13 protein-coding genes and 2 rRNA genes are annotated in these 16,933 nt (G+C 66.3%); 4 read left to right on the top strand and 11 right to left on the bottom strand.

Annotation, left to right across the window (positions count from 1 at the left end):
- The first annotated feature begins 138 nt into the window (after positions 1–138).
- Positions 139–3,021, top strand: a 23S ribosomal RNA gene (locus tag AC1M14_RS06990).
- Positions 3,022–3,215: 194 nt separating this feature from the next.
- A 5S ribosomal RNA gene (gene rrf / locus AC1M14_RS06995) occupies positions 3,216–3,328 on the top strand.
- A 72-nt stretch (positions 3,329–3,400) separates the two neighbouring features.
- Here rrf and AC1M14_RS07000 read toward each other — a convergent pair.
- The 5 genes from AC1M14_RS07000 to AC1M14_RS07020 form a co-directional block, all read right to left on the bottom strand.
- Entirely contained in the window at positions 3,401–4,141 is a 741-nt protein-coding gene (locus AC1M14_RS07000) for an aldolase (RefSeq protein WP_479731265.1), read from the bottom strand.
- Between the two features lie 43 nt (positions 4,142–4,184).
- On the bottom strand, positions 4,185–4,589 hold the full coding sequence (locus AC1M14_RS07005) for a YchJ family metal-binding protein (RefSeq protein ID WP_209166127.1): 405 nt from the start codon (positions 4,587–4,589) through the stop codon (positions 4,185–4,187).
- Positions 4,590–4,605: 16 nt separating this feature from the next.
- Complete coding sequence (locus AC1M14_RS07010) at positions 4,606–4,878, bottom strand: GNAT family N-acetyltransferase (protein ID WP_102772805.1); 273 nt, start codon at positions 4,876–4,878, stop codon at positions 4,606–4,608.
- 30 nt (positions 4,879–4,908) lie between these two features.
- Entirely contained in the window at positions 4,909–5,871 is a 963-nt protein-coding gene (locus AC1M14_RS07015) for a 3-hydroxyacyl-CoA dehydrogenase NAD-binding domain-containing protein (RefSeq protein WP_479731266.1), read from the bottom strand.
- Between the two features lie 63 nt (positions 5,872–5,934).
- Complete coding sequence (locus AC1M14_RS07020; RefSeq protein WP_479731267.1) at positions 5,935–7,329, bottom strand: MFS transporter; 1,395 nt, start codon at positions 7,327–7,329, stop codon at positions 5,935–5,937.
- A 113-nt stretch (positions 7,330–7,442) separates the two neighbouring features.
- Here AC1M14_RS07020 and AC1M14_RS07025 point away from each other — a divergent pair, with 113 nt between their 5' ends.
- Together AC1M14_RS07025 and AC1M14_RS07030 are read left to right on the top strand one after the other, a co-directional pair.
- The gene (locus AC1M14_RS07025) at positions 7,443–8,312 is read left to right on the top strand and encodes a LysR family transcriptional regulator (RefSeq protein WP_479731268.1); all 870 of its coding nucleotides are present in this window, start codon (positions 7,443–7,445) and stop codon (positions 8,310–8,312) included.
- 89 nt (positions 8,313–8,401) lie between these two features.
- Entirely contained in the window at positions 8,402–9,820 is a 1,419-nt protein-coding gene (locus tag AC1M14_RS07030) for an amidase family protein (protein WP_479731269.1), read from the top strand.
- Here the strand turns inward: AC1M14_RS07030 and AC1M14_RS07035 are convergent.
- The 6 genes from AC1M14_RS07035 to leuS form a co-directional block, all read right to left on the bottom strand.
- A complete protein-coding gene (locus tag AC1M14_RS07035; protein WP_479731270.1) occupies positions 9,817–10,623 on the bottom strand; it encodes a 2-keto-4-pentenoate hydratase in 807 nt (268 codons plus the stop codon). The two genes, AC1M14_RS07030 and AC1M14_RS07035, sit on opposite strands and share 4 nt — an antisense overlap.
- Positions 10,624–10,625: 2 nt before the next feature.
- Positions 10,626–11,006, bottom strand: a complete 381-nt coding sequence (locus AC1M14_RS07040; protein ID WP_168202316.1) for a hypothetical protein — start codon at positions 11,004–11,006, stop codon at positions 10,626–10,628.
- 127 nt (positions 11,007–11,133) lie between these two features.
- On the bottom strand, positions 11,134–12,414 hold the full coding sequence (locus AC1M14_RS07045) for a glutamate-5-semialdehyde dehydrogenase (protein ID WP_111827092.1): 1,281 nt from the start codon (positions 12,412–12,414) through the stop codon (positions 11,134–11,136).
- Positions 12,415–12,499: 85 nt separating this feature from the next.
- Positions 12,500–13,555, bottom strand: a complete 1,056-nt coding sequence (gene holA, locus AC1M14_RS07050; RefSeq protein ID WP_102772798.1) for a DNA polymerase III subunit delta — start codon at positions 13,553–13,555, stop codon at positions 12,500–12,502.
- Positions 13,555–14,217: an LPS-assembly lipoprotein LptE gene (locus tag AC1M14_RS07055; RefSeq protein WP_102772797.1), complete on the bottom strand. Its 663-nt coding sequence runs from the start codon at positions 14,215–14,217 to the stop codon at positions 13,555–13,557. The genes holA and AC1M14_RS07055 overlap by 1 nt, the downstream gene beginning before the upstream one ends.
- 11 nt (positions 14,218–14,228) lie before the next feature.
- Positions 14,229–16,886, bottom strand: a complete 2,658-nt coding sequence (gene leuS, locus AC1M14_RS07060; RefSeq protein WP_102772796.1) for a leucine--tRNA ligase — start codon at positions 16,884–16,886, stop codon at positions 14,229–14,231.
- Positions 16,887–16,933: the final 47 nt, after the last annotated feature.

The following is a 16,933-nucleotide window of genomic DNA, read 5'->3' on the forward strand; positions in this document are numbered from 1 at the left end:
GATGAAGATGGGTACGGGTTGTGATTGCATTAATTTTGTTCCAAGTTCTCAAGACTGGGGTGCAAGCCTCAGACTGCTTTGAAACTTATGAACGGCACAAACGCGAATACTCAGGTCCTATAGCCTACAGCGTTATAGGATCAAGCGACTAAGTGCATATGGTGGATGCCTTGGCGATCACAGGCGATGAAGGACGTAGTAGCCTGCGAAAAGCTGCGGGGAGCTGGCAAACAAGCTTTGATCCGCAGATGTCCGAATGGGGAAACCCACTGCGCAAGCAGTATCCCTGGCTGAATACATAGGCCAGTGGAGGCGAACCGGGTGAACTGAAACATCTCAGTAGCTCGAGGAAAAGAAATCAACCGAGATTCCGAAAGTAGTGGCGAGCGAAATCGGAAAAGCCTTTACGTTTTAGCATTCAGGATAGTCGAACGGGATGGAAAGCCCGGCCGTAGCAGGTGATAGCCCTGTAGACGAAATTCTGAGTGTGGAACTAAGCGTAAGAAAAGTAGGGCGGGACACGTGAAATCCTGTTTGAAGATGGGGGGACCATCCTCCAAGGCTAAATACTCGTGATCGACCGATAGTGAACCAGTACCGTGAGGGAAAGGCGAAAAGAACCCCGGAAGGGGAGTGAAATAGATCCTGAAACCGTATGCATACAAACAGTAGGAGCCTCCTTGTGGGGTGACTGCGTACCTTTTGTATAATGGGTCAGCGACTTACATTCAGTGGCGAGGTTAACCGAATAGGGAAGCCGTAGCGAAAGCGAGTCCGAATAGGGCGATTCAGTCGCTGGGTGTAGACCCGAAACCAGATGATCTATCCATGGCCAGGTTGAAGGCACGGTAACACGTGCTGGAGGACCGAACCCACTAATGTTGAAAAATTAGGGGATGAGCTGTGGATAGGGGTGAAAGGCTAAACAAATCTGGAAATAGCTGGTTCTCTCCGAAAACTATTTAGGTAGTGCCTCAAGTATTACTGCGGGGGGTAGAGCACTGTTATAGCTAGGGGGTCATGGCGACTTACCAAACTATGGCAAACTCCGAATACCCGCAAGTACAGCTTGGGAGACAGAGCACCGGGTGCTAACGTCCGGACTCAAGAGGGAAACAACCCAGACCGCCAGCTAAGGTCCCAAATTATCGCTAAGTGGGAAACGAAGTGGGAAGGCATAGACAGTCAGGAGGTTGGCTTAGAAGCAGCCATCCTTTAAAGAAAGCGTAATAGCTCACTGATCGAGTCGTCCTGCGCGGAAGATGTAACGGGGCTAAGCGATAAACCGAAGCTGCGGGTGTGCACTTTTAGTGCACGCGGTAGGAGAGCGTTCTGTAAGCCTGCGAAGGTGGCTTGTAAAGGCTGCTGGAGGTATCAGAAGTGCGAATGCTGACATGAGTAGCGATAAAGAGGGTGAAAAGCCCTCTCGCCGTAAGTCCAAGGTTTCCTGCGCAACGTTCATCGGCGCAGGGTGAGTCGGCCCCTAAGGCGAGGCAGAGATGCGTAGCTGATGGGAAGCTGGTTAATATTCCAGCACCGTCGTACAGTGCGATGGGGGGACGGATTGCGGAAGATCATCAGGGTGTTGGATGTCCCTGTTGACGCATCGAAGATGGCGCTTAGGCAAATCCGGGCGCGTAAATCAAGGGTGCGGCACGAGCGAGCATTGCTTGCGAAGTGATTGGAAGTGGTTCCAAGAAAAGCCTCTAAGCTTCAGCTGTACGAGACCGTACCGCAAACCGACACAGGTGGACGGGATGAATATTCCAAGGCGCTTGAGAGAACTCAGGAGAAGGAACTCGGCAAATTGATACCGTAACTTCGGGAGAAGGTATACCCCGGTAGTGTGAAGCGCCTGCGCGCTTAGCATGATGGGGTCGCAGAGAATCGGTGGCTGCGACTGTTTATTAAAAACACAGCACTCTGCAAAGACGAAAGTCGACGTATAGGGTGTGACGCCTGCCCGGTGCCGGAAGGTTAAGTGATGGGGTGCAAGCTCTTGATCGAAGCCCCGGTAAACGGCGGCCGTAACTATAACGGTCCTAAGGTAGCGAAATTCCTTGTCGGGTAAGTTCCGACCTGCACGAATGGCGTAACGATGGCCACACTGTCTCCTCCTGAGACTCAGCGAAGTTGAAGTGTTTGTGATGATGCAATCTACCCGCGGCTAGACGGAAAGACCCCATGAACCTTTACTGTAGCTTTGCATTGATCTGTGAACCGGCCTGTGTAGGATAGGTGGGAGGCTTTGAAGCGTAGTCGCCAGATTACGTGGAGCCATCCTTGAAATACCACCCTGGTTTGTTTGCGGTTCTAACCTTGGTCCGTTATCCGGATCGGGGACAGTGCATGGTGGGCAGTTTGACTGGGGCGGTCTCCTCCCAAAGTGTAACGGAGGAGTTCGAAGGTACGCTAGGTACGGTCGGAAATCGTGCTGATAGTGCAATGGCATAAGCGTGCTTGACTGTGAGACTGACAAGTCGAACAGGTGCGAAAGCAGGACATAGTGATCCGGTGGTTCTGAATGGAAGGGCCATCGCTCAACGGATAAAAGGTACTCTGGGGATAACAGGCTGATACCGCCCAAGAGTTCATATCGACGGCGGTGTTTGGCACCTCGATGTCGGCTCATCTCATCCTGGGGCTGTAGCCGGTCCCAAGGGTATGGCTGTTCGCCATTTAAAGAGGTACGTGAGCTGGGTTTAAAACGTCGTGAGACAGTTTGGTCCCTATCTGCCGTGGGCGTTGGATACTTGACGGAGCCTGCTCCTAGTACGAGAGGACCGGAGTGGACGTACCTCTGGTGTACCGGTTGTCATGCCAATGGCATTGCCGGGTAGCTAAGTACGGAAGAGATAACCGCTGAAGGCATCTAAGCGGGAAACTCGTCTGAAGATTAGGTATCCCGGGGACTTGATCCCCCTGAAGGGTCGTTCGAGACCAGGACGTTGATAGGTCGGGTGTGGAAGCGCAGTAATGCGTTAAGCTAACCGATACTAATTGCCCGTGAGGCTTGATCCTATAACACTGATGGTTATTGACCTGGTTATAGCGTTCCAAGTGTCGTTCAATACAAAATCTGGCTGCACCGTCGGCAGCCAGCCAACATCACATCCCATCGTGCGTGATCATCGAGTTCGACTCTGATCGCCACGCGTTGTGTTTCTTCCCAGATTGGAGCTGTTGCGCCAGCCGCAGCCGCTCAACCAGTTACGCCTGACGACCATAGCGAGTTGGTCCCACTCCTTCCCATCCCGAACAGGACAGTGAAACGACTTTGCGCCGATGATAGTGGACGGACGTCTGTGAAAGTAGGTCATCGTCAGGCTTTTATTCCTCAAAACCCCACAGGTAAATCCTGTGGGGTTTTGTTTTTGGCGCAACGTTTTTTGCCGACGGGCTAGGGCAACTGGCGGCGCAGCGCCTCGAAGAACAGTTCGGATTGCAGGCGTTCGCCCTGCACCTGGGCGGCCACCTTGGCGGAGAGTCCGGGATCGACCGGCATCAGCGGCCGCCCGGTGGATTGCGCCAGCACCTGGGCCGTACAGGCGCGCTCAAGGAAGAAAAGATCGTCGTAGGCGTAGTCGATGCGTTCGCCGCAGACGACCACGCCGTGGTTGCCCAGGAAGACCACGTCCGCGCCCTGCATGGCGCGGGCGATGCGCTCGCCTTCGCCGACGTCCAGCGCCAGGCCGTTGTAGTCCGCGTCGATGGCCAGGCGCCCGTGGAAGCGCATGGCGTTCTGCGACAGCGTGGTGTCGAGCGCGCGGTCGGCGGTGAGCGTCAGCGCGGTGGCGTAGGGCATGTGCGTATGCAGGACGCAGGCCTTGCCGGCGATGCGGTGGATGGCGGCATGGATGAACATGGCGGTCGGCTCGACCTCATGGCGGCCGGCCAGCTTGTTGCCGTGGGCGTCGACCAGGACGATGTCCTCGGCCTGGACCTCGTTCCACATCAGGCCGCGCGGGTTGAGCAGGAAATGGTCGGGATCGCCGGGCAGCGCGACGCTGAAATGGTTGCACACGCCTTCGCCCAGCCCGTGGAAGGCGGCCGCCCGCAGCGCGAGCGCCAGGTCGGCGCGCAGCGCGGCGACGGGTTCGGCGTGAAAGAGCGTATCGGCGTAGCGGGGTTCGTGGTTCATGGCTGCCTTTTCGGGGGAGGTTGAGGGTGCGTGTCCGTCACGATCAGCTCAGGTCGCCGTCCACGTAATACCACTTGCCGTCTTCGCGCACGAAGCGGCTCAGCTCGTGCAGGCGATGGGCGCGGCCGGCCTGGCGGCTGCGCGCGACGAACTCCACGGTGGCGTGGTCGGCGTCCTGGTCGCGCGCCTGCTTGACCGTCAGGCCCAGCCATTTGAGATCCGGCGGATTCGGTTCCAGCGCGGCGGGTCGGGTGCTGGGATGCCAGGTGGCCAGCAGGTACGGCAGCTTGTCGAGCACGAAGGCGCTGTAGCGCGAGCGCATCAGCGCTTCGGCGCTGGGCGCCTGCAGGGCGAGCGGGCCGTCGTGCCAGCGGCCGCAGCATTCGGGATAGGCCTGGGAACTGCCGCAGGGGCAGGCCGCGGCCGTGTTGCGCGAGGGTTTCGCCACGATGCTTGCGCCGCGCTCAGGCCCGCAGGTCCGCGTATTCGGGATGGCGGCGCATATAGGCGTCCGCGTACGAACACGAAGGCCGCACTTTCCAGCCTTGGGCGCGCGCCGCCTCCAGCGCGTGGCGGGTCAGTTCGGCGGCGATGCCGCGTCCGCCGACCTGGCTGGGCACGCCGGTGTGGGTGATGGTCATGACGTGGTCTTGCAGGTGGTAGTCGAGCACGCACAGCACGCCGTCGACGGTGGCGGTGTAGCGGGAGCGTTCGGTGTCTTGCGTCACGGAAATCATGCGTATGGTTCCTGGGTTCGGGTGAGCGGTTCAGCGCTGCAGGGCCTTGAGCAGCGCGGTGAGATCGGCGTCGCGGGCCTGCACCAGATCCGCCATGCTGCGCGCGCCGGCCTCGGCCTGGACGCCTTCGATCAGGCGCTGCTGCAGCTCGGGCGTCATCTCGGGCGTGCCGAGATCGTCCCACCAGGTCTGCACCGGGCCGAGCAGATGGTGCATGAAATTCGCCAGGCCGCCCGGGCCGCCGCCGAGATTGAAGGTCATGTGCGGGCCGAACAGCGCCCAGCGCAGGCCGGGACCCTGGGACACGGCGGCGTCGATGTCGGCGACGCTGGCGACGTTCTCCGCCGCCAGGTGGATGGCCTCGCGCCAGAGCGCGGCCTGCAGGCGGTTGGCGATGTGGCCGGGCACTTCCTTGTTCAGCCGGATCGGGTACTTGCCCATGCTGCGGTAGAACGCGATGCTGCGGTCCATGGTGTCGGCCGAGGTCTGCTCGCCGCCCACCACCTCGACCAGCGGGATCAGATGCGGCGGATTGAAGGGGTGGCCGATCACGAAGCGCGAGGCATGGCGGCAGCGCGATTGCAGCCGGCTCATGATGAGGCCGGAGGAACTGGAGGCGACGATGACGTGGGGCGGCAGCAGCGCGTCCATGCGCGCGAAGAGCTCGGTCTTGAAGTCTTCGCGTTCGGGACCGTTTTCCTGGACGAAGTCCACGCCGGCCAGGGCGCGCTCCAGGTCCGGCTCGAAGCTGAGCGCCTCGGCCGTGGCGCCCGGGACCACGCGGCCCAGTTCGGTCAGCACCGGCCAGGCGGCCTGCACGCGGGCGCACGTCTGCGCTTCGGCGTCGGGGGCTGGATCGCTGACCACGACCTCCAGGCCGCGGGCCAGGAACAGCGCGGCCCAGCTGGCGCCGATGGTGCCGGCGCCCACGATGGCGACTCTGCGGATGGCGGGAAGAGGCGTGGACGAACGGGGCGTAAGGGCTTCCGGCATGCAAGGCTCCTGTTGGGACGGATAGGAGCATTGTGAAGCAAACACCGGACCCTTGCCACGCGGTCAGGCGTTGCGGGCGCGGCGCAGATAACGCCAGCCGAGCGCCACGGCCAGCAGGTAGCTCGCGGCGATCACGCCGTAGGCCACGGGCAGCGCGTCGCGCCATTGCGGCAGCAGATGCAGGATGGTGCCCATCAGGGCGACGCCGACCAGCGCGCCCGATTGCCGGTTGGCGTTCAACGCCGCGGCCGCGCTGTTCGCATGGCTTTTGCCGGATACCTGCATGACCACGCTGGTCATCGCGGGCACGGCGATGCCCACGCCCAGGTTGGCCAGCGCGACGATGGCGGCGAACGGCCAGTAGGCGAGGCCGGGCGTGACGGCGTAGATCGCGACGCTGCTCAGCGCCGCGGCCAGCGCCATGCCGCCCAGCAGCGAGGCCGATACGTTCCAGCGCGCCGAGATCCGCGCCGAGATCAGGTTGCCGATGGAGAACACCGCCAGCATCGGCACCAGCTCGATGCCGGTCTGCAAGGCGTCGGCGCCGCGCGCCTGCTGCAGGAACAGGCTGAGCAGAAAGAGCTGTCCGTAGGACGCGAGGTTGATCAGGAAGCCGATGCCGTTGGCCGCCGCGAACTGCGGCGTGGCGAACAGCGCGCGCGGGACGATGGGCTCGGCGTGGCGGCGTTCGCGCCGCAGCAGCAGCGCCGCGCTGCCCAGGAAGAGGGCTGCGGCCAGCGCGATGCGCGCGGACGTCCAGCCATAGGCGTTGCCCTGGATCAGCGCGAAGCACAGCGAGGACAGCGCGGCCACGCCGAGCAGGTGGCTGAGCGGATTGAGCGCGCGCGGCCGGCGCGGCGCGGGCTGGATGCGCCGGCGCGCCAGCCACAGGCCCGCCAGTCCCAGCGGGATGTTGATGAGGAAGATCCCGCGCCAGCCGAACTGGTGGATCAGCACGCCGCCCATCAAGGGGCCGGCGGCGCCGGCGACCGCCACGATCGCCGACCAGGCGGCCAGCATGCGGTTGCGCGTCTGCTCGTCGTCGTAGGCGTGGGTCAGCAGGCTGAGCGAGCTGGGCATGAACAGGGCCGCGCCCAGGCCTTGCAGCATGCGCGCCAGGATCAGCATATCGGCGCCGGAGGCCAGCCCGCACAGCAGCGAGGCCAGGGTGAAGACGCCCAGCCCGGCCAGATAGATGGTCTTGGCCCCGTAGCGGTCGGCCAGCGCGCCGGCCACCAGCAGCAGGGCCGCGAAGGTGAGCGTGTAGCCGTCGACGATCCAGACCAGGTCGGTCAGCGGCACGGTGAATTGCAGCGCGATGCTGGGCAGGGCGACGTTGACGACGGTGACGTCGAGCATGGCCATGACGAAGCCGATCGCCAGCGTGACGAGCGGCAGCAGTCCGGCGGCGGCGGGTTTGGCGTCCAGGGCGCTGGCGTGGGGGCAGGCGGAATTCATGATGGTGCGAGGTTCGACGGCTTTGGAGGAGAGAAGCGTAGGCGCTTTCATTGATGCAAAAAAGCCGTATAACTGCTTTATAGTGATGCAGAAATGCATCTGTCAGGTGAAGCATGGATTGGGACAACGCCAGGATTTTCCTGGCCATCTACCGCATAGGCACGCTGCGCGGGGCCGCCGCGCTGCTGCAGATCGACCAGGCCACGGCCGGGCGGCGGCTGGCGGCGCTGGAATCGTCGCTGGACGCGCGGCTGTTCCTGCGCACGCCGGGCGGCTATGTGCCGACGGCCGCCGGCGAGCTGGCGTTCGCCGCGGCCGAGCGCATGGAGCAGGCCGCCGACCAGCTGCAGCGCCAGATGCAGGGCATGGACAACAGGCTGTCCGGCGTGGTGCGCGTGGCGACCTCGGAAACCGTGGCCCGGTATTTCGTCATGGAGGCCGTGCGGCGCGTGCACGCCCAGCATCCCGACATCCGGGTGACGCTGTCCACGGCGATCCAGCTGAGCAACCTGACGCGCCGCGAGGCGGACCTGGCGATACGCAATCTCAGGCCGGACAATCCCGACCTGATCCACCGCCACCTGGCGCGCAAGGAGGTCGGGCTGTACGCGTCGCGCTCGTACCTGGCCGCGCATGGCGAGCCGCGCCCGGGCACGGCGTTCGCCGGGCACACGCTGGTGACCTACCAGCAGTCGGTGCTGCCGGGCTGGTCCGACACGTTCTGCGGCGAACCCACGGGCAACGGCCGCATCGGCCTGGAGCTGAATTCGGGGCTGATGATCATCGAGGCCGTGGCGGCCGGCCTGGGCATAGGCGAGCTGCCCACGCACATAGCGCCGGACTATCCGGACCTGGTCCGGATCTGGCCGCACCGCAGCGAGTCCTACGATCTGTGGCTGGTGATGCATGGCGACCTGAACCGCACCGCCCGCGTGCGCGCGGTGGCCGACGCCATCGTCGAGGTTTTCGAACAGGACGGGTAGCGGCGCCGCGCCGCCCGCGCGGCTTGTGGGAGCCGGCGCCAGGCGCTAAGGTGGACGGGCCTTGCACAACCACCAATCAGGAGTCGCGCGTGTCCGATCTTTGGCGTTTGTCCGCAGTTGAGCTTGCCGCCCGCATCCGCAAGCGTGAAGTGTCCGCCCGCGAAGCCGCGCTGAGCGCGCTGGGACGGCTGGAAGCCGTCAATCCCGCCATCAATGCCGTGGTCGACCATCGTCCCGAGTCGGTGCTGGAACAGGCGGCCGAAATCGACGCGGCGCTGGCGCGCGGCGAGGCGCCGGGCCCGCTGGCGGGCGTGCCCGTCACCGTCAAGGTCAACGTGGACCAGGCGGGCTTCGCCACCACCAACGGGGTGGGCCTGCAGAAGGATCTGATCGCCGCCGAGAACAGCCCGGTGGTGGACAATCTGCGGCGCGCGGGCGCGGTCATCCTGGGCCGCACCAACACGCCGGCGTTCTCGCTGCGCTGGTTCACCGGCAACCGGCTGCACGGCGACACGCTGAACCCGCGCAATCCGGCGCTGACGCCGGGAGGCTCTTCGGGCGGCGCGGCCTCGGCGGTGGCGGCCGGCATCGGCCAGCTGGCGCACGGCACCGACATCGCGGGTTCGATCCGCTATCCGGCCTATGCCTGCGGCGTGCACGGCCTGCGGCCGACCCTGGGGCGCGTGGCGGCGTACAACGCGGCATTGCCGGAACGCTCCATCGGCGGGCAGCTGACGGCGGTGTCGGGGCCACTGGCGCGCAGCATCGCGGACCTGCGGCTGGGGCTGGCGGCGCTGGCCGCGCCGGACCTGCGCGATCCGTGGTGGGTGCCGGCGCCCTTGCAGGGCCCCGAGGCGCCGCGCAGGGCGGCGCTGTGCCTGAACCCCGACGGCATGGACACCGCGCCGGCGGTGGTCAAGGCGCTGCAGGAGGCGGCGCACCGCCTGAGCGAGGCTGGCTGGACGGTGGACACGCTGGACAGCCTGCCGCCCATGCAGGAGGCGGCGGACCTGCAGATCCGCATGTGGCTGGCCGACGGCTACGACGCCATGGTGGCGGCGGCCGAGAAAGAAGGCGACCCGGGCGCGCTGGCGGCGCTGGCGGGCCAGCGCGAGAAAGCGGCCGGCATCGACCTGGCGGGGTTTTCCGCGGTGCTGACGCGCCGCGCCACGCTGACGCGGCTGTGGGCGCTGTTTTTCGCCGAGTATTCGGCGCTGCTGCTGCCGGTGTCGGCCGAGCTGCCGTTTCCGGACAGGCTCGACCTGCAGGGCGACGCGGCCTACGCCCGCGTGTGGCGCGCGCAGATGACGCAGATCGGGGTGCCGTTCATGGGCCTGCCGGGCCTGTCGGTCGCCATGGGCAGCGCCATGAGCGAGGCCGGGCCGAGCCCGGTCGGGGTGCAGGTGGTGGCGGGCCGCTACCGCGAAGACCTGTGCCTGGCGGTCGGTGAAATCATCGAGGCGGGCGGCGAGGCCGTGCGCATCGCCGAGCCCGCGGTCCGCGCCTAGGCGGACGGTTGCGCCGCCGGCCCGGCGAAACGCAGCCGCAGCACGCCGAGATCGCCGTAGGCCAGTTCCAGCTCGCGGCCGGCGGGCACGTCCAGGAAACCGGCGTACGAGCCGGTGATCACGTGCTGGCCGGCACGCAGGCCCAGGCCCTGGCCGCGCAGGAAATTGGCCAGCCAGTACAGCCCGGCCTTGGGGCGGTCGTTCGGATGTACGCCCGCGTGCTGCTCGGCCTGCACGCCGTCCATGGACAGCGTGATGGCCATGCTGGCGGGCACGGTGTGCGGCGAGGCGATGCGCGGACCCAGCACCAGCCCCAGGTTGAACATGTGGTCGGCCAGCAGCTCCGGCACGCTGGCGTGCTCGGGGCTGGCGTAGCGGCAGCCCAGGATTTCCAGGGCCAGGCGCGCGCCGCCGATGGCGGCGTCGATCTCGGCTTCGGTATAGGGCTCGGCGCGGGCCGGCAGGTTCTGCGCGAGCTCGAAGGCGATTTCCGGTTCGATGCGCAGCACGTCGGTGCGCGCGGCGATCGGGCCGGCCTCGGCGTGGGCCACGGTGGATGCGTAGATGGGCGCGACCACGGCTTTTTCGGGCGAGGGCAGCGCGCTCTTCCAGGCGGCGATGTCGTCGTGGCGCTCCTCGCGCAGCAATTGCGCGGTGCGCTGCTGCACGGCGAAGGCCTGGTCCAGCGATTGCGGGCGGCAGCCGGCGGGCAGGCGCGGGCCGGCGACGCCGGATTCGCGCGCGGCGATGAGCAGGCGCGCCGCCTCCAGGCAGCCGGGATAGTCTTCGATGCCGATCTGCATGGTCAGACTCCCAGGTAAATCATGATCCACAGCGCGACCATGGCGATCAGGCCCAGCCAGCACGAGCCCCAGAAGCCGACGATCGGCCATTTCAGCGAAAGCGGAATCTTCTTGGGCTCGACGTGGCCGAGCAGATCGTTGGCGTTGCCGACCAGCCAAAACCGCGTGCCGGGGAACATCAGGCGGAAGAAATAATCGAGCGTGATCGCCGCCCGCACCGCCAGCGGATACTGGGCGAACGTGCGGTGCTGCAGGTAGGGGTGCTTGAGCGCGGCGTTGATCTGTTTGCTCTTGACGAAGAACAGGACGATTCCGCTGATGGAGCAGGTGATGAAACACAGCACGAAGAGGCTGAAGGCCATGGAGATGGCGGCTGAATGCATGGGGAGTCTCTGCGTTGCGCGGTAGGCCGCGTCTGGATGATGAAAAGCGGGTGGATTGCCTGGAGCCGTATTGTAGAAGCCCTGGCGCGGCCCCGTGTTCAGGGCCGCGTCAGCCGTGGCGCGCGGGTCAGCCGCGCACCTGGCCTTCGCCGTTGAGCACCCACTTCAGCGTGGTCAGGCCTTCCAGGCCGACCGGGCCGCGCGCGTGCAGGCGGTTGGTCGAGATGCCGATCTCGGCGCCCAGGCCGTACTCGAACCCGTCGGCGAAGCAGGTGGGCAGGTTGACATAGACCGAGCTGGAATCGACTTCGCGCTGGAAGCGCTGCGCGGCCGACAGGTCTTCGGTGACGATGGCGTCGGTGTGGCCGGAACCCCAGCGCGCGATGTGCTCGATCGCGTCGTCCAGCGAGTCGACGATGCGCACCGCCAGGATGGGGCCCAGGTATTCGGTGGCCCAGTCCTCGTCGGTGGCGGGCTTGGCGTGCGGCAGCAGGGCCAGTGTGCGCGGGCAGCCGCGCAGTTCGACGCCGCGTTCGCCGAGGTCGGCGGCCAGGCTGGGCAGGATGGAGACGGCGGCCACCGCGTCGATCAGCAGCGTCTCCATGGCGCCGCAGATGCCGTAGCGGTAGGTCTTGGCGTTGACCGCGATGGCGTGCGCCTTGTCCGGGTCGGCGGCCGCGTCGATATAGACGTGGCAGTTGCCGTCCAGGTGCTTGATCAGCGGCACGCGGGCCTCTTGCGACAGGCGCGCGATCAGGCCCTTGCCGCCGCGCGGCACGATGACGTCGATGTGCTCGGTCATGGTGATGAGCTTGCCCACCGCGGCGCGGTCGGCGGTGGCCACCACCTGCACCGCGTCCTGCGGCAGGCCGGCGGCGGCCAGGCCCTTCTGCACGATGCGGCCGAGCGCGATGTTGGAATGCAGCGCTTCGCTGCCGCCGCGCAGGATGGCGGCGTTGCCCGACTTCAGGCACAGCGCCGCGGCGTCGATCGTCACGTTGGGCCGGGATTCGTAAATGATGCCGATCACGCCCAGCGGCACGCGCATCTGGGCCACGCGCATGCCGTTGGGGCGCACGGTGGTGGCGGTGATGCTGCCGATCGGGTCGGGCAGGGCGGCGATCTGGCGCAGGCCTTCGGCCATGTGCGCCAGCGTCTTGTCCGACAGGCTCAGGCGGTCCAGCAGAGCCGGCTCCAGCCCGTTGGCGCGCGCGGCGGCCACGTCTTTCTCGTTGGCGGCCTTGAGTTCTTCGTGGCTGGCGGCGAGCGCGTCGGCCATGGCCAGGAGCGCCTGGTTCTTGGCGGCGCCGCTGGCGCGCATCATGGCGCGCGAGGCGCGGCGGGCGTTTTCGCCCAGGGTGAGCATGGCTTGTTCGATGGAGGACGAGGACATGGCGGCGTCGATCATGAAGTATGGGGCGGCATGGAAACCGCTCGAAGAATCAGTGTATATCCGGCCGTCGGGCCGGGCGGGCGTGGCGGCGATGCCGCCTTCACGGTCGCGCGCCGGCGGCGGCCACGCGCAGCGCGAGACGGGTCATTTCTTCCCAGGGGTCGGACAGGCGGCCCGGCACGGACAGGCCCTTGATCAGGCGGTCGACCTCGTGCGCATGCTGCACGGCGGCCGGCCAGACGCCGGGCTGCACCCGGCTCAGGGCCTGCAGCGCCAGGCGTTCGTGCGCGCCGAAAATGCGCAGGCGGCGCATCAGGCCGTTGACGTCCTGCCCCAGGGCGCGGGCCTGGGCCACGCGGGCCAGCAGGCGGATTTCCTCGCCCACGGCCCACAGCACCAGGGGCAGCGCCTCGCCTTCGGCGCGCAGGCCGTCGAGCATGCGGATGGTGCGGGCGGTGTCGCCGGCCAGCATGGCGTCGCGCAGCCCGAAAACGTCGTAGCGCGCCACGTTCAGCACCGCGCGTTCGACGTCCTCGGCGGCCAGCTGGCCTTCTGGGTAGAGCAGGCCCAGCTTCTGGATTTCCTGGTGGGCGGCCAGCAGGTTGCCTTCCACCTTGTCGGCCATCCACTGCAGCGTGGCGTTGTCGGCGCGCTGGTTCTGGCGCGCCAGGCGCTGGCCGATCCAGGCCGGCAGGCGGCCGCGCTCGATGCTGGCGATATCGACCATCGCGCCGCCGCGGGCCAGCGCCTGCATCCAGCGGCTTTCGCGGGTGGCCTTGTCCAGGCGCGGCAGGGAGATCAGGACCAGCGTGTCGGCGTCGGGCTGTTTCTCGGCCTGCTCGGCCAGCCGCGCCAGCGTGTCGGCGCCGGGCTTGCCGGGCTTGCCCGTGGGGATCTTGAGTTCGAGGATGCGGCGGTCGCCGAACAGCGACACGCTTTGCGTGGCGGCGATGACCGCGCTCCAGTCGCTGCGCGCGTCCATCACCATGGACAGCCGCTCGGTATAGCCGGCGCCGCGCGCCGCGGCGCGCAGCGCGTCCACCGCCTCGGTCACCAGCAGCGGCTCGTCGCCCGACACCGTGTACAGCGGCGCCAGCCGGTTGCCCGGCCGTTGCAGCTGTTCGGCCAGGCGGTCCGCGTCCAGGGGCTGTGCCATCAGCGCACGTTGGCCGGATCGGTGGTGGACGGCGTCTGCCAGGGCGTGGGCGTACGCTGCGGCTGCGGCGCGGTCGGGTCGTACAGCGGGGTTTCGCCGCTCTCGCCGCGCCGCTCGGCGTTCTCGAAGGCCTCGCGCACGTCCGGGGCCGTCATGCGGCGCAGCAGCCGCGAAACGAGATCGCGCTGCATGGACTTGTACAGCGTTTCGATCTGGCCCTGCTTGGCCTGCACGACCTGGTCGTCGTAGGGCATTTCGCGGTAGATCGACAGCGTGGTGTCGGGAATCAGCGCGCGGCCCTTGGCGTCGATCAGGCGGAACGTGTAGTTGATGCCGAGTTCGTATTCCTCGACGCGGCCCTGCGCGTTGAGCGACACCTCGCGCAGCGTGCGCGAATCCGAGACCTGCTGCAGGATGGCCTGGGCCTCCTTGGGCGTGGCGACCAGCTTGGTGTCGGGCGAGGCCGCGCGCAGCGAGCGGCGCACGTCGGCGCCGAACTGCGTGTTGTCGGGGATGCCGACGTACAGCGTCTCGAACGGCATGGGGGTGACTCCCCGCAACGCGAAACCGCAGGCGGAGAGCAGCATGAACAGCGCCAGGCAGGCGCCGCGCAGCAGCCAGGGTAGGCGGGGGGAGTGCGTTTGTTGCCCGGCGAAGTGCATGCTTGACCTCATCAGCCTACGACGTTGACCAGTTTGCCCGGGACCACGATGACGCGCTTGGGCGGGCGGCCTTCCAGGAAGCGGGCGACCTCTTCCTGGGCGGCCGCGAGCTTCTCGATGTCTTCCTTGGGCGCCTTGGCGGCCACGCGGATCGAGCCGCGCAGCTTGCCGTTGACCTGGAGCATCAGTTCGATCTCGTCGGCCACCAGCGCCGCCTCGTCGACGTGCGGCCACGGCGCGTCGAGCAGGTCGCCCAGCTCTTGCGCGTAGCCCAGGTCGCGCCACAGGTGCCAGGTGATGTGCGGCACCACCGGGTACAGCACGCGCAGCAGCACGCCCAGCGTTTCGGCGTAGGCGGCGTCCGCGTGGGCGCCCTCGGGCAGCTTGGCGTCGTCGATGGCGTTCAGCATCTTCATGCAGGCCGACACGACGGTGTTGTACTGGATGCGCTGGTAATCGTAGTCGGCCTGCTTGAGCAGCGCATAGACTTCGCGGCGCAGGTCCTTCACGGGGGCCGGCGCCTGGGCCCAGTCGGCGCCGTGGGCCAGGCCGCGGGCCACGGCCTCGCGCTTGGCGTAGCTGATCGACCAGAGGCGGCGCAGGAAGCGGTTGGAGCCTTCGACGCCGGAGTCGGACCATTCGAGGGTCTGCTCGGGCGGGCTGGCGAACATGACGAACAGGCGGGCCGTGTCGGCGCCCATGGTGTCGATCAGGGATTGCGGATCGACGCCGTTGTTCTTGGACTTGGACATCGTGCCCACGCCGCCGTAGCTGATCTCGGAGCCGTCGGCCTTGAGCTTGGCGCCCACGATCGCGCCGCGCGCGTCATAGACGTTCTCGACGTCTTCCGGCCAGAAGTATTCGATGCCGCCCTGGGGCGTCTTGCGCGAATAGATATGGTTGAGCACCATGCCCTGGCACAGCAGCTTGGTGAAGGGCTCGTCGAAATTGAGCAGGCCCATGTCGCGCATGACCTTGGTCCAGAAGCGCGCGTACAGCAGGTGCAGCACCGCGTGCTCGATGCCGCCGATGTACTGGTCCATCGGCATCCAGTAATCGTTGCGCGCGTCGACCATGGCGTTGTCGTTGCCCGGCGAGGTATAGCGCATGAAGTACCAGGACGAGTCCACGAAGGTGTCCATGGTGTCGGTTTCGCGGCGCGCCGGCTTGCCGCACTTGGGGCAGGCGCAGGACAGGAAGGCCTCGTTCTTGGCCAGCGGGTTGCCGCTGCCGTCGGGGATGAGGTCGTCGGGCAGCACCACCGGCAGGTCCTTCTCGGGAACCGGGACCGGGCCGCAATCGGCGCAATGGATGATGGGGATCGGGGTGCCCCAGTAGCGCTGGCGCGAAATGCCCCAGTCGCGCAGGCGCCAGGTGGTCTGCTTTTCGCCCAGGCCCTGGGCGCCCAGGTCGGCGGCGATGGCGTCGACCGCTTCCTTGTGCGAGAGGCCGTCGTACTTGCCGGAGTTGATGGTGCGGCCGGCCTGCTTGTCGCCGTACCATTCCTGCCAGGCGTCGGCGGAGTACTGCTTGCCGGCCACGTCCACGACCTGCTTGATCGGCAGCCCGTATTTCCGGGCGAAGGCGAAGTCGCGCTCGTCGTGCGCCGGCACGCCCATGACGGCGCCGTCGCCGTAGCTCATGAGCACGTAGTTGCCGACCCAGACTTCGACGTCGGCGCCGGTGATCGGGTGCGTGACGTACAGGCCCGTGGGCATGCCTTCCTTTTCGCGCGTGGCCATTTCGGCCTCGGTCGTGCCGCCCAGCTTGCATTGCTCGACGAACGCCGCCAGCTGCGGGTTGGACAGCGCGGCCTGCGTGGCCAGGGGGTGCTCCGGCGCCACGGCGCAGAAGGTCACGCCCATGATGGTGTCGGCGCGGGTGGTGAAGACGTACAGCTTGCCGTCCTGGATCAGCTGGCCGTCCGGGCCGGCGATCTTGTGGGGGAAGGCGAAGCGCAGGCCCTCGGACTTGCCGATCCAGTTTTCCTGCATCAGGCGCACGCGCTCGGGCCAGCCGGGCAGGTCGTTCTGGACGGCGCCCAGCAGCTCGTCGGCGTAATCGGTGATGCGCAGGTAGTAGCCCGGGATCTCGCGCTTTTCGACCAGTGCGCCCGAACGCCAGCCGCGTCCGTCGATGACCTGCTCGTTGGCCAGCACGGTCTGGTCCACCGGGTCCCAGTTGACCACCTGGGTCTTGCGGTAGGCCACGCCCTTTTCCAGCATCTTGAGGAACAGCCACTGGTTCCACTTGTAATACTGCGGATCGCAGGCGCACATCTCGCGCGACCAGTCGATCGCCAGGCCCATCGCCTTCATCTGCTTCTTCATGTAGGCGATGTTGTCGTAGGTCCACTTGGCCGGCGGCACCTTGGACTTGATGGCGGCGTTCTCGGCCGGCATGCCGAAGGCGTCCCAGCCCATGGGCATCAGGACGTTATAGCCGCGCATGCGCAGCTGGCGCGCCATCATGTCGTTGATGGTGTAGTTGCGCACGTGGCCCATGTGCAGCTTGCCGCTGGGGTAGGGCAGCATCGAGCAGGCGTAGAACTTCGGCTTTTCGGAGCCGTCCGCGTTCGTCGCGTGTTCGTGGACCAGGTAAGCGTCGCGGGCCTGCCAGTCTTGGTGGGCGGCTGCTTCGACGGTATTGGGGAGGTAACGTTCCTGCATGGGCTCGTGCACGATGGCAAAAAAGGGTGAGCCGCCCGGCCGCGCGG

The sequence above is a fragment of the Achromobacter sp. SX5 genome, from assembly GCF_056711425.1.